Origin of the sequence: Ruegeria sp. SCP11 (assembly GCF_040329455.1) — a bacterium.
In the GTDB taxonomy this organism is placed as follows: Bacteria; Pseudomonadota; Alphaproteobacteria; order Rhodobacterales; family Rhodobacteraceae; genus Ruegeria; species Ruegeria atlantica_E.
This window is the reverse complement of the sequence record NZ_JBDZYG010000001.1, coordinates 193,849-208,021: the sequence shown is the minus strand read 5'-3', so window position 1 is coordinate 208,021 and position 14,173 is coordinate 193,849. Positions and strand designations below refer to the sequence as shown.

The following is a 14,173-nucleotide window of genomic DNA, read 5'->3' as shown; positions in this document are numbered from 1 at the left end:
CCGTTCAAGCCTCGACGATGTCGTCTTTCAGGCTGGCGACAAATTCCGCGATCTCTCCCTGCATGTCGGCCGGGATCGACAAGGCGTTCATGCTATCCACGGCATGCCCCAAAAAACGGCCCCAATCATCCTCGCTGATTTTCATTCCCACGTGGGTAATCTTCATATCGCGCCCGGTATAGTGCAGCGCACCGCCGGTTTTGGCGACGAGATAGTCGACCAGTAACTGATGCTCGCGGGCGATCCCGTCTGCACCGCGATGGGCCCAGAACCGGCCCAAGACTTCATCAGCCATCATTTTAGGCATCAGAGTTTCGGCAAATGTCGCGATGGCATCATAGCCACCCAATCGGCCATAAAGGCTCGCTTGTTCAGTCATGGCGTTTCCGTCTGTCGGTTAGTGATTTGGAATGAATACCAAACCGCGTCAGGCGTTGATTGACATTGGTCAAATTAACTGCTCGGCGTTGGACGACCGAATTACCGGCGTAAGAGGTAAAGATCCGGCAGATCGCACACCCTCACCAGGAGGATTTTGGCAGTGATCAAAAAATGGGCTAACCCCTAGTGTCCCGCTGCTTCTTCCAAGGCCGGGCGGATGGTACTTTCGATCACGCGTTGAGTGACCGGCCCGGCAAAGCGCAGGATGATCTTGCCGTTGCCATCAACCACGTACGTTTCCGGTACGCCATATACGCCCCAGTCCAGCGCCATGCGCCCCTGCTCATCTCGTCCGATGCCCTTGTAGGGGTCACCCAGCTCGGCCAGGAACGCCTCGGCATTGCCCAACTGATCCTTGTAATTGATGCCGTAGACTGGAATGCCCTCCTTGGACAACGCCTCAAGGTTCGGGTGTTCGACGCGACAGGGTGCGCACCAGCTGGCCCAATAGTTGACCAGCTTGATCTCACCATCGCGCAGGGTCTCATCGTCGAACGCCGTCTTGCCCGGAAACTCGGTCAAAACCACTGGCGGCGCTGGCTGGCCCTGGCGGGCTGATGGCAACGCATCAGGATCATCGCGAAACATGCCTATGCCCGCCATCACGGCAAACGCGCCAAAGATCAGTGGAGGCGCAAGCATCATGGGCGAAATCTTAGCCATTGCGCGTCATCCTTTGTTCGACCTTCTCCATTTCCGAACGCACTTTGCGCCCGCGAGCTATGCTGAACACAATCAGCAACGCCAGCAGTACAATCGAGGCCGCATAGGACCAAAGAACCGTATCGGCATATTTTCCAAGATCAGGGATCATTCGCTTACCCTTTCCCGCGCCAGCAGCGCCTTGATCCGCCGCGCGCGAATTTCAGTGCCAGTACGATACAAGACAAGTGCGATGAACAGTAGCACGAACCCGATGATGCACAGCAGCAGCGGGTAGAAATAAATATTGCTGACCTTCTCCTCGGTGTCCGCCCCTGTCACGGCAGCGGCCCGCATCACGGATGCGCCCTGATGCAGCCCCTGATTCCAAAAATTCACGGCGTAGCGACTGAGGAGCGCAAAGACCGACCCCACCAGACATAGGACCGAGGTCAGATCGGCCGCCGTATCGGGATCTTCGATAGCCTCCCACAGGGCGACATAGCCCAGATAGAACAGGAAAAGGATCAGGAAGGAGGTCAGGCGCGGGTCCCAGGCCCACCAGGTGCCCCACATCGGTTGGCCCCAGATCGCTCCGGTCGCCAGTGCGATCAGCGTCATCACAATGCCTATAGGCGCCGCCGCACGGGCTGCCAGCGCGCTCACGTGATGACGTCGCACCAACCAGACCAGCGAGGTTGCCAACATCATCAGCCAGCAGTTGATGGCCATCAGCGCTGCCGGGACATGCAGGTAGATGATCTTGACGGTCGATCCCTGCTTGTAGTCGTCCGGCGTGAAGAAGAACCCCCACACCAAACCCACAACGATACAGGCAAGCGACGTTACCCAGAAAAACGGCATTACCCGCTCACTTGTCGCGAGGAACTTCCGCGGGTTGGCGTATTCCCAGAGGGCGTTGGCTTTGGCTGCGATAGACATGGGCCTTATCTAGTCCGAGTCGGGGCCGTTCTCAATTGACATTGGTCAAAGTTTGAACGCGTCACCGAAGGTTGATGCGCAGCACTGCGGCGCTGGCAAATGGTAGCAGGGCAATCGTGGCCGCCGTGATCCCTGCCAGCATCAGCAGCGGGGTTTGCGTTTCCATACCCGTGGCACCGCGGCGGGCCACTTCCGCCCCAAAGATCAGGGTTGGCACGTAGAGCGGCAGAACCAGAAGCGACAACAACAACCCTCCGCGTTTGAGGCCAACAGTCAGGGCGGCACCGAAGGTTCCGATGACACTCATCGCCGGAGTGCCAATCAGCAGCGAGATCACCAGCCAGAAAAACCCCGGCACTGGCAGGTTCAGCAGCACCCCCAGAAAAGGAGCTGCCAGAACCAGCGGCAGGCCGGTGGTCAGCCAATGAGCCAACGCCTTGATCGAAACCACCGACTCAAGAGGCAGAGGCGCGGTGGCCAGCAAGTCAAGCGAGCCGTCCTCCCAATCCAGCGCCAGCAGGCGGTCCAGCGACAACAGGCAAGCCAGTAGCGCGCCCAGCCATAGGACACCCGGTGCGATGGTTGAAAGCAGAGAGGATTGCGGGCCCACTGAAAAGGGTACCAGAACCGTCACGATCAGAAAGAAAGCCAGACCAAGGCCAAATCCTCCGCCAGCGCGGAAGGCCAGTTTCAGGTCTCGCAGCAACAGGGCGATCACAGGAAGCCTCCGTCGAAATCGTCGATGGGTTTGGGCTTGGCCTTGTTGGGACCTACGTCCAGAACTTCCCCGTCCAGGCCAAGGTCAATGTGGGTCGCGATCAGTGCGGACCCGCCCTGCCCTAGATGCGCGCGGACGGCATCGGCAAACATCTGTACTGCATTGCGATCCAACGAAACTGTTGGTTCATCCAGCATCCAGATCGGCCGCCCCGTCACCAGCATCCGTGCCAGACCCAAGCGCCGTTTCTGCCCCGCCGACAGGTTGCCCGCGTGCCGGTCAGCCAGTTCGTTCAGCGCAAATGCGTCAAGTGCGCCCTGAATGTCATGGGTGCCGAAGACCGAAGCCCAGAAGGTCAGGTTTTCGATAACTGTTAGGGTCGGCTTCAACCCGTCCGAATGCGAGGCATAGGCGATCTGATCCTCGGCCCCGTCTACCTGCCCGGCCAGCGGTGGCTGCAGTCCAGCCAGCGTCCGCAGCAATGTGGTCTTCCCGATCCCATTCGGCCCACGCAGAATCAGCGCTTTGCCCGGATGCAGTGCAAAACTCAGCCCCTCAAGCACGGGGACACCGCCACGGGCGATGGCTAGGTCGGTAACAGTCAATGTCATGAGCCCCGCTTATCTCATTGCCGTCAGGGGCAAAAGGCAAGATTTGACGCAGGGCTGTGGCGAATGGTCAGACTGGCATCAAAGCCAACGCTATGCGTCGCCCTTCGGACAACAGCACGTTGTAGGTACGGCAAGCCGCCGGGGAGCTCATGATCTCAACACCCATTCCGGCGCTTTCCAATGTCGCCCGTAAGTCCGAGGGGATATGGACAAGGTCCGCACCCGTGCCGATGAACAATACGTCCACGGTCTCGGAGAGAGCCAGCAGCGGTGCCTCGTCCTCGTACCCGCCCCAAGCGACAGTTCCAGCCGGCCCGGTCAGTACGGCACCTTGATAGACCTGCCCACCAATCCGAAAAAAACCGGGACCGTATCCATCGACCGGGGCGGAATTATTGTAGGTGATCTCATTCAGGCGCATGGCGTCTTCTAGCCCCAAAGCGGCAGGCCCGACAAGGCCGCGAGTGCTATCGCCAGATAAGCGGCAGCGCGATAGAGTTTCTCGCGGTCGGGGCGGAAGAGCCATCCGCCCAGCCAATTCCCGACAAGATTGGGCACCGCAAGCACAAATCCCAAGGCCGTCGCAGACCAGGTAATTCGCCCCATTCCGGTCAGGTAGCCCAAAAGGAGGAAGTCAAAGGCAAACAGAAACAACAGGATCGTAGCGCGGATCACCTCAACCGGCACAGGGCGCGACATGTAGAAAAGGATCACGGCCGGGCCTGGCAAACCAGCAACGCCCCCAAGAAATCCCGCCGCTGCACCGATACCAGCAACCATCCCCCGACCGACGTGGCCGTGATAACGCAAACCAAGGATCAGCACGGCCAGCATGAATAGTGCGAGCAGACTTACGGCATAACGAAAGACCTCGGGCTCGACTTTTGTCAGCACCCACAACCCGACGGGCAAGAGCAGCGCACACCCCGCCACCAACCGCATCAGATCCTTGCGATGCACATCGTGCCACGCGCGGCGCAGGTTCGGCAGCGGTCCGAAAATGTCCATGATAGTCAGACCGATCAGCGCACCGAACGGGCCGAGATAAGGGGTGGAAAGGGGCAGGAAAATCAGCGCGGTCCCGAACCCGGAAAACCCTCGGACGATGCCGCCAAGGAATGCGGCGAATAGAATAACGGCCAGCCCCGTTGGGGACTGGCCGAAAAACTCAGGCGTCGATGTTGGCAAACTGGTTACCAGCGGTGTTCGACGGCTTGGACCAGTCGCGCTTGACGCCAAGCCACAGCAGAATGGTCGAGGCCACGAAAACCGAAGAATAGGTCCCCACGATCACACCCCAGATCATTGCGAAGACAAAGCCGCGGATTACATCCCCGCCCAGAATATAGAGCGAGATTAGCGCCAGCAGCGTGGTGACCGAGGTCATCACTGTCCGGCTGAGGGTTTCGTTGATCGAGATGTTCAGAACCTCTTTCAGGTCTTTCTTCTTGTACTTCCGCAGGTTCTCACGCACCCGGTCAAACACGACCACGGTGTCGTTCAGCGAGTAACCGACGATGGTCAGCAACGCTGCAATGATGGCCAGATCGAAACGGATTTGCAGTTCCGAGAAGATACCGATGGTCAGGATCACATCATGCACCAGCGCGGCCACCGCCCCCAGCGCGAACTGCCATTCAAAGCGCAGCCAGATGTAGACAAGCACCGCACCGATGGCGAGGACCACTGCGATCACAGCGGTCTGGATCAACTCGCCCGAGACCTTAGGGCCAACGGATTCGACGGATACGAACTCGATATCCGGCGCAGCAACTTTCAGCGCCTCCTGCACCGCATTGACCGTGGCAGCCGAGACAGCCTCGGCATCCTCTTGGGCTTGAATACGGATCATTGCGACATTCTCATCCGGCCCAAAGGTGGGATCGAAAATCTCGGTAATCGTGACATCGCCCAACTCAAGCGGCGCGATGGCGTCACGATAAGCGCCGACGTCAATTACTTGCGCGCTTTCGGTCCGGATCGTGGTGCCGCCGCGGAAGTCGATGCCAAAGTTCAGCCCTTGCAGCATGAAAGACGTGAACGCCACGACCATCATCAGGGCCGAGATACCCAGCCATACTTTCCAGCGGCTGAAAAAGTCGAACGAGGTGTTCTGGGGTACGAGTTTCAGTCTCATGTCAAACCTCGATCATTTTTGGGCGGCGGCGTTCGAACCACATCACGATCATCAAGCGCGTCACAAAGATCGCGGTGAAGACCGAGGTCAGAATACCCAGCCCCAGTGTAATCGCGAAGCCGCGCACCGGGCCGCTGCCCATAGCGAACAGAATCGTTGCCGTGATGAATGTGGTGACGTTGGCATCCAGAATGGCCGACAGCGCCTTTTCATAGCCCAGTTCGATGGCACGTGCCGGGCCTTTGGCGGATTTCAGTTCTTCGCGGATACGTTCAAAGATCAGCACATTGGCGTCGACCGCCATACCAACTGTCAGAACGATTCCTGCAATACCCGGCAGGGTCAGGGTTGCCCCGATCAAGGACAGCAGGCCAAAGATCAGACCGACGTTGACGATCAGCGCGATATTGGCAAACACACCAAACAGGCCATAGCTGAGCGCCATGAAGGTCAGCACGGCGACAAAAGCCACGACTGTTGCAACCTTGCCCGCGTCGATGCTGTCCTGCCCCAGTTCAGGGCCGATGGTACGTTCTTCCAAGAACTCCATCCCGGCAGGCAACGCACCGGCGCGCAATAGGACGGCCAGATTGGTGCTTTCCTCGACGGTGAAGTTGCCGGTGATGATCCCAGACCCGCCTGGAATATGGCTTTGGATCACTGGCGCCGAAATCACTTCGTCATCCAGAACGATGGCAAAGGGCGCACCGATGTTTTCCAGTGTATAGTCGCCAAATTTACGTGCGCCAGAAGTGTTGAACCGGAAGCTGACCGCCGGGCGGCCATTCTGGTCGAACGAGGGTTGTGCGTCTACCAGTTCCTCGCCTGTCACAACGGGGGCAGCATCGAGCGTGTAAAACACACCGTCTTCGTCAATTGACGGCACGACCTTTTGACCGACGCCAGGAACCGCATCCGGGTCAGAGCCGCGTCCGGCCACTGGGTTGAAGGTGAGCTGTGCAGTGGTGCCGATGATCTCTTTCAGCTCGCCTGCACTGCCGATACCCGGCACCTGAATCAGGATGCGGTCCGCACCCTGTCGCTGAATCGTGGGTTCCCGCGTGCCGACCTCGTCAATTCGGCGACGAATGATTTCCAGAGCCTGACGCACCGTGCGGTCGTCGGAGGCCAGTTTCTCGGCCTCGGAAAGCTGCACGATGATGGTGTCACCTTCGGCACGAGCTTCGATGTCAGTTGCCCCCACCCCGGTCAGGGTCTGCACCTGACGAGCCAGACCGCGCACAACCTCCAACGCTCGGGACATGCCTTCGGGCTGGCTGATGCGGACGCGAATCTCATCTGGGGCCGACTCCTGTTTTCGGATCGTGCCAACGGTGCCACGCTCATCCCGCAGGGCATCACGGATTTCAGGCCACATCGCCTCCATCCGGGATTCGTAAACATCTTCGACCTTCACTTCGGCCAGCAGATGCGCACCGCCCCGCAGGTCAAGGCCCAAATTGACCAGCGAAGAAGGCAACCAATTAGGCCACTGCGCCGCCTCGGCCTGCATCTCGGGGGTGTCGATGCCAAGTTCGATCGCAGCTTTGGCATCGTTGGATTGCTCGACACGCGTATAGAACGCATTCGGCAGGGCCATGAGCAAGCCGATCACACAGACCGACCAGATCAGAACCCGCTTCCAGGTATCAATTTGCAGCATTACCCTGCCTTTTCAAGGAATTGTCGCGCGAAGTTACTTCGCTGGTTCGGTCTTGTTCAGAACCTGCGCAATAGTCGACTTAACCACGCGAACCTTGACGTTCTCGGCGAGCTCAACCTCGATCTCGTTCTCGCCTTCTTTGACCTTCGACACCTTGCCGATCAGACCACCCTGAGTGACAACCTGATCACCCCGGCGCACGGCCTCGACCATGGCCTGATGTTGCTTCATCTTCTTTTGCTGCGGACGGATCAGCAGGAAATACATGATCGCAAAGATAAGGATCAGCGGGAGAAACTGGGCGATTGCGCCACCTTCCATGGGATATTCCTTTGTATTGATGATGCGGATGGGCTCCGCAAATTTGGCGAGAACCTATGCTTTGAGTTGCACCTTTGCAAGCAAAGGCGGTGCTGCACCCCTACTGAACCTGATCCTATTACCAAAAGAACAGACAAAGCGTTGCAGATATGTCCTATGAACATCCCTCAAACTGGGTATAGTTCGGATATAGGGGGACATATGACACGGCATTTCAAGCCATTCCTTTTATTGCTTTATTTCGCAGTCCCACTGGCGCTGACTCCGTGGTTCACCAGCGTTGTTCTGGCGCAAGAGACACCCGCAGAAGATTCCACGCCCGAAGTCGCAGAATCCGATGCTTTCGTGGCCCCGGTTATCGTCGATGGGGACGTATTGTTTCAGGTTCGGGGCTCCAGCGCCCTGCCCGCGCCAGAGCGTGCTGAAACTGTACAAGACACAATAATTGAAATCGCCGAAGCTTCAGACGCGACCTCGGTTGAGATTACATTTGAAGAGACCCAATTCGGCATCTGGATTCTTGCCGACGGGGAAAGAGCCTCGATCGTCACGGTTGCCGATGCTGAATTAGAGCAGATGGAGCTGGACGTTCTCAGTGTGCTGCAAGGAGAAGCGATCAAGGAGGCCATCGAATCCTACCGCGCCAACCGGACCGAGGAAGCGCGCGTGTCCGGTGCCATCGAAGCCGCGGCATGGACGATTGGGTTTATGGCGTTCGTCGTGGCAATCCTTTGGCTACACCGCAGAATCAGGCGACGGACGTTGAAATTTGTCAAACTACATCTCAGGGATGTAGAAACCGCCACCGCCAAAAGTGTTCAGGCCGAGGCGATTGCTGCTCTGGTGCGGTACGGGCTGAATTTCGTGCTGCTGATCATCTTCTTCTTAGGATTCTACTACTACCTATCCTTCGTCCTGCTGGCCTTTGCCGAAACCCGCTATTTCGCTCAGCTACTGCTCACCTATCTGACCGAGCCGGTCCTTCTGATTTTCAAGGGCATACTCAGCTACATCCCCAACATGATCATGCTGGGCCTGATCACCTGGGTGACGATGTATATCATCAAGGGGATGCGGGTGTTTTTTGACGCGGTCGAGGCAGGATCATTCGATCTGGGCGATTTCGAAAAACACTGGGTCAGCCCAACTTTCAATATCGCCCGTGTTGTCGTCATCCTGATCGCGCTGGTCTTTGCGGTGCCTTACATTCCGGGCTCGGATTCGGCGGCCTTTCAGGGGCTGACGATTCTGGTCGGCGCAATGCTGTCTCTGGGTGCGAACTCGGTTGTTTCGAATATGCTGGCGGGGCTGTTCGTGATCTACCGCCGTTCGACCTCGATCGGAGACCGTATTCAGATCGGGGATCACATTGGTGACGTTGTTCAGATCAAGCTGATGGAGACGCATCTGAAATCTATCAAAAACGAGTTGATATCGATCCCCAACGCCCAGTTGATGAATTCGGATGTGGTGAATTTCTCAAAGAAAACAGATGGCAGCGGGCTGTTGCTGCACACAACGGTCGGTATCGGCTATGAGGAACCGCCCGAAAAGATCGAGGCCATGCTGATTGAAGCTGCAAAGCGCACCAAGGGCATCAAGGCGAAGCCCGAACCCTTTGTTTTGTGGACGGCTTTGGCGGACTACGCGATCAATTATCAGATCAACGGCTATACGACGCGGGGCAGCATCATTCCGAAAATCCGCTCGGACCTGCACCGCAATATCGTGGCCGTGTTCAACGAAAACAACGTCCAGATCATGACGCCCTCTTACATGGCGGATCCGCCCGAGCCGAAGATCCCGGCAGAGGAATGGGATGGTCATCTGGCGCATGAAACACACGAGGACCCGGATAAGTCGTAACCGGTGCTACACCCCGCCTTTCAGATGGTGCATAAGCGATCCTAGTGATTCACGCATTAAGGATCTGAACCATGCACGACATCCGCGCCATTCGCGAAAACCCTACCGCCTTCGACGCCGCCCTTGCGCGCCGTGGGGACGCGCCGGTGTCGTCAGACTTGCTAAGGCTGGACGAAAGCCGCCGGGCCAAGATTCTGGCCGCTGAAACCGCGCAGGCTGAGCAAAACAAAGCCTCCAAAGAGGTTGGTGCAGCCAAAGGGCGCGGCGATGAGGCCGAGTTCGAACGTCTGCGCGCACTTGTCGCTGAAAAAAAAGCCGAAGTCGCCCGAATGCAGGCTGAGGCCAAGGACCTAGACGCTCTGCTGACCGACCAGCTGATCCGCATCGCCAACCTGCCTGCCGAAGATGTCCCGGAAGGCGCGGATGAGGACGACAACGTCGAGATCAACCGCTGGGGCACACCGCGCACCTTGGACTTTGCGCCCAAAGAGCATTTCGAAATCGAAGCCGTCCAGAACGGCATGGACTTCGAAACGGCCGCCAAACTCTCCGGCTCGCGCTTTGTGCTACTGTCCGGCGGCGTCGCACGTATCCACCGCGCTCTGGCTCAGTTCATGCTGGACACGCATATTAACGAGAACGAACTGACCGAGGTGAACGGCCCCGTTTTGGTTCTGTCCGAAATGATGCAGGGGACCGGCCAGCTGCCGAAATTCGGCGAAGACAGCTATCAGACCCGCGAGGGCTGGTGGCTGATCCCGACCTCCGAGGTCTCGCTGACCAACATCGTCAACGACACAATGATCGAGGAAAGCTACCTGCCCTGCCGCTATACCGCGCATTCGCTGTGCTTCCGGTCCGAGGCAGGCAGCGCGGGTAAAGACACGCGCGGGATGCTGCGCCAGCATCAGTTCGAAAAGGTCGAGATGGTCTCGGTCACACACCCGGACAAATCTGACGAGGAACAGAAGCGCATGCTGCGCTGCGCCGAGGGCATTCTGGAAAAACTGGGCGTCCCCTACCGCACCGTGATCCTGTGCACAGGCGACATGGGTTTTGGTGCGCGCCGCACCTATGACATTGAGGCTTGGCTGCCCGGTCAGGACACCTATCGCGAGATCAGCTCGGTCTCGACCTGCGGTGATTTCCAAGCAAGGCGCATGAATGCGCGCTTCCGTCCCGAGGGCGGCGGTAAGCCGGAATATGTCCACACGCTGAACGGTTCGGGCTTGGCCGTTGGGCGCTGCCTGATTGCACTGCTAGAGAATGGCCAAAACGCCGACGGAACGGTGACTCTGCCCGAAGTGTTGGCTCCGTATCTTGGCGGCAAGCTGACCCTGCAACTGGACGGTACACTGACATAAAATAACCGGCAGCCGCGCCAAGCGGTGCCGGTCAGAAGAACAAAAGGCGGAGAACGATTACTTCTTCGCCTTTTTCTTATCCTTCTTTTTATCCTTCTTCTTGTCTTTCTTTTTGTCCTTCTTGGACTCGTCTTTTTTCTTTCCGTCCTTCTTGGACTTTTTGTCTTTCTTGGTCTTCGCCTTCACCTTGTCCTTGGCTTTCGAGAATGCAGCCTCCATTTCTTGCAGCTTCTTAGCGGCCTTCTCAGCCTTGGCCTTGGCTTTGGCCTTCTTGCGGGCCTTTGCTTCAGCAGCTTCGGCGGCGGCCTTTTCCTCGGCGGCTTTGCGAGCGGCCTCTTCAGCCCGTTTTTCGGCAGCAGCCGCCGCTACGGTTTTACGGGCCGCAGGCCTGCGTACCGCCGGCTTGCGCGCGGGTGCGCGGCGGGTGGCCGGTTTAGCCGCAGCTGGTTTTCGAATCGCGGATTTCGCAGCCGGTTTGGCTGCGGCCGGTTTCGCTGCGGCTGGTTTTCGGGCCGTAGATCTCGCAGCCGGTTTGGCCGTCGCAGGTTTGGCAGCAATCGCCTCCTTCGCCGCGGCGATCAGCACCGGTGCGCGGGCCGCGCCAATTCGAGGGACTTTGACCAGGTCCGCGGGGTTGGCTTTGGCGACGGCTTCGGCGGTTTTGAAGCCGTTGGCAATCAGCGCCTGTCCAAGCGCCTCACCTACACCCTTAACTTCGGTCAGTGCGGTCATTGCGAGTCCTTTCGTTTTATCCCTATTTCCTTGTCGTATATACACCGGATATACACACCGGCAAGTCGGTGGACCTTAGGCAAAACCCGCCAATTTCAATTGCTGTGGGCCAGCGTACCAGTCCTGTCATTTTTGGGGAATGGCACAAGGCGCTTGGCATCCTCGTCCCAGAGTTTCAGATTCAACGCCGCTACAGCCTCGGGGAACTTGATCCGACGCGGCGTGTATTCCAGCGGCAGGTTATAGTGGCAGGCCCGCAGCCGATACGATGGAATGCGCGCGTTGAAATGGTGGATGTCGTGCAGAGTGATACAAGCCACCGCATTATCGAACCACCAGCCGAAATCCAACGCGGATGACCCCTGTAGCGCCGCCAGTTGCGGGTCTAGGTCCGGTCGACGGTCCCAATAGGTGTCTTCAAAATTATGCTGCAGGTACACGAGGAAGACGCCCAGCATTCCCCCAAGCAGCGAAAACACCAGCCACACCAGAATGCCCGTGGTGCCTGCGATCAGATAGAGCAAGCCAAGGACAACCACGATCGATAGATTGTGCAGCAACACGCCCTTCACCCCAAACCGCACTGTGTTCTTGGGCCAGCGATAGCGGATGAAATAGGTGAACAGCGCCCCTACCGGAACCAGGATGAACGGGTTGCGATAAAGCCGATAAAACAAACGGGTTTTCCAATCTGCTGCATTCCATTCACGCAGCGTCATGGTGTGAATCTCGCCGGTCTCACGGTGCTCAAGATTACCGATGCCAGCGTGGTGCAGATTGTGGTTCTGCTTCATCACCTCAAACGGTGCAAAGGTGAATGGCGAAAGACCGTGCCCGGCCCATTCATTCTGCTCGCGTGTTTCAAACAGAGAATGGTGGCCGCAATCATGCTGAAGTACATAGAGGCGAACTGCCGAGAAGGCGAAAACAACCCCAGCGGGGATCATGATGTACCAGCGGTCAACATAAACGATCGCCAGCGCCAGCGATGCAAAATAAACAGCGAAGGTTCCAAAATAACTTAGCGCGGCCAGCCGATTATCCTGCACCGCATATTGTCGTGTGTATTCCCGCAAATTCATTCAGCCTGTCCCCACGTTTGGCGCAGTTAATGTTCGAGAGAAACTATTTGCGTTTTACTCATATACAATCAGCGCGCGCAAAAACAAATGCACGCAGGTGAATGCTAACCTGCGGCACCGGGGCTGTCACGCCCTTCAGCCGAAAATGCTGAAAATTGGCGCAGTTACGCGCGACCTTTGAGATGTTTGGCCAATGCGCCCGCGTTTTTCTTACGCCGTCCCTTATAGGGGTTCTTGTCGCCCTGCCCGCGTAAGGTCAGGCGGATAGGCGTGCCCGGCATATCGAAATCCTCGCGCAGACCGTTGACCAGATACCGCGTATAACTGGCGGGCATCTTGTCCGGGTGCGAGCACATCACGACAAACCCTGGCGGTCGTGTCTTGGCCTGTGTCATATAGCGCAACTTGATCCGGCGCCCCTGAGGTGCTGGCGGTGGGTGCTGTTCCAACATCGCAGTCAGCCACCGGTTCAGGGCAGCAGTCGGCACCCGGCGGTTCCAAACATCATGGGCGCGCAGGATGGCAGCACGCAGCCGCTCCAAACCTCGGCCCGTTTTCGCCGAAACGGTGATCAAAGGCGCGCCACGAAGTTGCGGCAGCAGGCGGTCAAAGGACTCCTTGAGCTCGCGCAGCTTTTCTTGCTTATTCTCTTCGACGTCCCATTTGTTGACAGCGACAACGACGGCACGGCCCTCGCGCTCGGCCAGATCGGCGATGCGCAGATCCTGTTGTTCAAACGGAATGGCTGCGTCCAGCAGCACAACAACCACTTCGGCAAATTTCACCGCGCGCAGGCCGTCCGAGACTGAAAGCTTCTCGAGCTTTTCCTGCACTTTGGCCTTTTTGCGCATCCCCGCCGTGTCGAAAATCCGCATCGGGGTGCCGTCTCCATCGGGGTCAGCCCAATCCACCCGCAAGCTGATCGCGTCACGCGTGATCCCGGCCTCGGGGCCGGTCAGCAAGCGATCTTCGCCGATGATCTTGTTGATCAGAGTGGATTTTCCGGCGTTCGGGCGCCCGACAACCGCCACTTGTAGCGGTTTGGCATCGGTGATCAGCGGAGTTTCACCCTCACCATCTTCGTCCAGTTCGATGTCAGTTTCCGGCGCGTCGTCCTCGGCCTTTTCCTCAGCCGCGTCAGCCAGCGGCATCAGCTGCGTGTAGAGGTCCGTCATTCCTTCGCCATGCTCGCCCGACATGCGCACCGGTTCACCCAAGCCCAGGTTATAAGCCTCAAGCACACCTGCATCCGCAGCTGACCCTTCGGCCTTGTTGGCCGCGAGAATGACGTGCTTGGAGCGTTTGCGCAGTATCTCGGCAAACATTTCATCGGTCGGTGTGATACCGACGCGTGCGTCAATCATGAACAAGCAGACATCTGCCATATCCACGGCACGCTCGGTTAAACGGCGCATGCGACCTTGCAGGCTGTCATCGGTTGCGTCCTCAAGACCAGCCGTATCGATCACGGTAAAGCGCAGATCGCCCAGACGCCCTTCGCCCTCGCGCAGGTCACGTGTCACGCCGGGCTGGTCGTCGACCAAAGCCAGACGTTTGCCCACAAGGCGGTTGAACAGGGTGGATTTGCCCACATTCGGGCGCCCCACGATGGCGAGGGTCAGCGACATGATACTCAACTTTCAAGACTCAGACG

The 14,173-nt window shown here is 57.9% G+C and carries 16 protein-coding genes; 2 read left to right on the top strand and 14 right to left on the bottom strand.

Annotation, left to right across the window (positions count from 1 at the left end; all coding sequences use genetic code 11):
* Positions 1-4: 4 nt before the first annotated feature.
* From ABLN94_RS01060 to yajC, 11 genes are all read right to left on the bottom strand, one after another.
* On the bottom strand, positions 5-379 hold the full coding sequence (locus ABLN94_RS01060; protein WP_352988336.1) for a group I truncated hemoglobin: 375 nt from the start codon (positions 377-379) through the stop codon (positions 5-7).
* Between the two features lie 185 nt (positions 380-564).
* The gene (locus tag ABLN94_RS01055; protein WP_170490891.1) at positions 565-1,104 is read right to left on the bottom strand and encodes a DsbE family thiol:disulfide interchange protein; all 540 of its coding nucleotides are present in this window, start codon (positions 1,102-1,104) and stop codon (positions 565-567) included.
* Positions 1,097-1,255, bottom strand: coding sequence for a heme exporter protein CcmD (ccmD, locus tag ABLN94_RS01050; protein ID WP_352988334.1), 159 nt, complete (start codon positions 1,253-1,255; stop codon positions 1,097-1,099). Before ccmD ends, ABLN94_RS01055 begins: the two co-directional genes overlap by 8 nt.
* Complete coding sequence (locus ABLN94_RS01045; RefSeq protein ID WP_170490885.1) at positions 1,252-2,025, bottom strand: heme ABC transporter permease; 774 nt, start codon at positions 2,023-2,025, stop codon at positions 1,252-1,254. The genes ccmD and ABLN94_RS01045 overlap by 4 nt, the downstream gene beginning before the upstream one ends.
* A 61-nt stretch (positions 2,026-2,086) precedes the next feature.
* Positions 2,087-2,743, bottom strand: a complete 657-nt coding sequence (gene ccmB / locus ABLN94_RS01040; protein WP_170382693.1) for a heme exporter protein CcmB — start codon at positions 2,741-2,743, stop codon at positions 2,087-2,089.
* On the bottom strand, positions 2,740-3,354 hold the full coding sequence (gene ccmA / locus ABLN94_RS01035) for a heme ABC exporter ATP-binding protein CcmA (RefSeq protein WP_170490883.1): 615 nt from the start codon (positions 3,352-3,354) through the stop codon (positions 2,740-2,742). The genes ccmB and ccmA overlap by 4 nt, the downstream gene beginning before the upstream one ends.
* Before the next feature lie 67 nt (positions 3,355-3,421).
* Positions 3,422-3,775: an Mth938-like domain-containing protein gene (locus ABLN94_RS01030; protein WP_352988332.1), complete on the bottom strand. Its 354-nt coding sequence runs from the start codon at positions 3,773-3,775 to the stop codon at positions 3,422-3,424.
* Between the two features lie 8 nt (positions 3,776-3,783).
* Complete coding sequence (locus tag ABLN94_RS01025; protein ID WP_352988330.1) at positions 3,784-4,542, bottom strand: sulfite exporter TauE/SafE family protein; 759 nt, start codon at positions 4,540-4,542, stop codon at positions 3,784-3,786.
* On the bottom strand, positions 4,523-5,491 hold the full coding sequence (secF, locus tag ABLN94_RS01020) for a protein translocase subunit SecF (protein WP_352988328.1): 969 nt from the start codon (positions 5,489-5,491) through the stop codon (positions 4,523-4,525). Before secF ends, ABLN94_RS01025 begins: the two co-directional genes overlap by 20 nt.
* Position 5,492: 1 nt before the next feature.
* On the bottom strand, positions 5,493-7,154 hold the full coding sequence (gene secD / locus ABLN94_RS01015) for a protein translocase subunit SecD (RefSeq protein ID WP_352988326.1): 1,662 nt from the start codon (positions 7,152-7,154) through the stop codon (positions 5,493-5,495).
* Between the two features lie 33 nt (positions 7,155-7,187).
* Complete coding sequence (gene yajC / locus ABLN94_RS01010; protein WP_170399935.1) at positions 7,188-7,475, bottom strand: preprotein translocase subunit YajC; 288 nt, start codon at positions 7,473-7,475, stop codon at positions 7,188-7,190.
* Positions 7,476-7,676: 201 nt separating this feature from the next.
* On the opposite strand from yajC, the gene ABLN94_RS01005 reads away from it, so the two are divergent.
* Positions 7,677-9,341 (top strand): mechanosensitive ion channel family protein, encoded by a 1,665-nt coding sequence (locus ABLN94_RS01005; protein ID WP_352988325.1) that lies wholly within the window; start codon positions 7,677-7,679, stop codon positions 9,339-9,341.
* 71 nt (positions 9,342-9,412) lie between these two features.
* Complete coding sequence (gene serS, locus ABLN94_RS01000; protein WP_352988323.1) at positions 9,413-10,705, top strand: serine--tRNA ligase; 1,293 nt, start codon at positions 9,413-9,415, stop codon at positions 10,703-10,705.
* Between the two features lie 57 nt (positions 10,706-10,762).
* Here the strand turns inward: serS and ABLN94_RS00995 are convergent, their stop codons facing one another.
* From ABLN94_RS00995 to der, 3 genes are all read right to left on the bottom strand, one after another.
* The gene (locus ABLN94_RS00995) at positions 10,763-11,437 is read right to left on the bottom strand and encodes a helix-hairpin-helix domain-containing protein (protein ID WP_352988322.1); all 675 of its coding nucleotides are present in this window, start codon (positions 11,435-11,437) and stop codon (positions 10,763-10,765) included.
* A 95-nt stretch (positions 11,438-11,532) separates the two neighbouring features.
* A complete protein-coding gene (locus ABLN94_RS00990) occupies positions 11,533-12,519 on the bottom strand; it encodes a fatty acid desaturase (protein WP_352988320.1) in 987 nt (328 codons plus the stop codon).
* Between the two features lie 164 nt (positions 12,520-12,683).
* Positions 12,684-14,147 (bottom strand): ribosome biogenesis GTPase Der, encoded by a 1,464-nt coding sequence (gene der, locus ABLN94_RS00985; RefSeq protein ID WP_352988318.1) that lies wholly within the window; start codon positions 14,145-14,147, stop codon positions 12,684-12,686.
* Positions 14,148-14,173 lie beyond the last annotated feature (26 nt).

Excerpts from the sequence above, each read along its gene's own strand:
- secF (WP_352988328.1), bottom strand. The coding sequence starts at position 5,491 with ATGAGACTGAAACTCGTACCCCAGAACACCTCGTTCGACTTTTTCAGC.
- serS (WP_352988323.1), top strand. The coding sequence starts at position 9,413 with ATGCACGACATCCGCGCCATTCGCGAAAACCCTACCGCCTTCGACGCC.
- ABLN94_RS01005 (WP_352988325.1), top strand. The coding sequence starts at position 7,677 with ATGACACGGCATTTCAAGCCATTCCTTTTATTGCTTTATTTCGCAGTC.
- yajC (WP_170399935.1), bottom strand. The coding sequence starts at position 7,475 with ATGGAAGGTGGCGCAATCGCCCAGTTTCTCCCGCTGATCCTTATCTTT.
- ABLN94_RS01045 (WP_170490885.1), bottom strand. The coding sequence starts at position 2,025 with ATGTCTATCGCAGCCAAAGCCAACGCCCTCTGGGAATACGCCAACCCG.
- ccmD (WP_352988334.1), bottom strand. The coding sequence starts at position 1,255 with ATGATCCCTGATCTTGGAAAATATGCCGATACGGTTCTTTGGTCCTAT.
- ABLN94_RS01055 (WP_170490891.1), bottom strand. The coding sequence starts at position 1,104 with ATGGCTAAGATTTCGCCCATGATGCTTGCGCCTCCACTGATCTTTGGC.
- secD (WP_352988326.1), bottom strand. The coding sequence starts at position 7,154 with ATGCTGCAAATTGATACCTGGAAGCGGGTTCTGATCTGGTCGGTCTGT.
- ABLN94_RS00995 (WP_352988322.1), bottom strand. The coding sequence starts at position 11,437 with ATGACCGCACTGACCGAAGTTAAGGGTGTAGGTGAGGCGCTTGGACAG.
- ABLN94_RS01060 (WP_352988336.1), bottom strand. The coding sequence starts at position 379 with ATGACTGAACAAGCGAGCCTTTATGGCCGATTGGGTGGCTATGATGCC.
- der (WP_352988318.1), bottom strand. The coding sequence starts at position 14,147 with ATGTCGCTGACCCTCGCCATCGTGGGGCGCCCGAATGTGGGCAAATCC.
- ccmA (WP_170490883.1), bottom strand. The coding sequence starts at position 3,354 with ATGACATTGACTGTTACCGACCTAGCCATCGCCCGTGGCGGTGTCCCC.
- ABLN94_RS00990 (WP_352988320.1), bottom strand. The coding sequence starts at position 12,519 with ATGAATTTGCGGGAATACACACGACAATATGCGGTGCAGGATAATCGG.
- ABLN94_RS01030 (WP_352988332.1), bottom strand. The coding sequence starts at position 3,775 with ATGCGCCTGAATGAGATCACCTACAATAATTCCGCCCCGGTCGATGGA.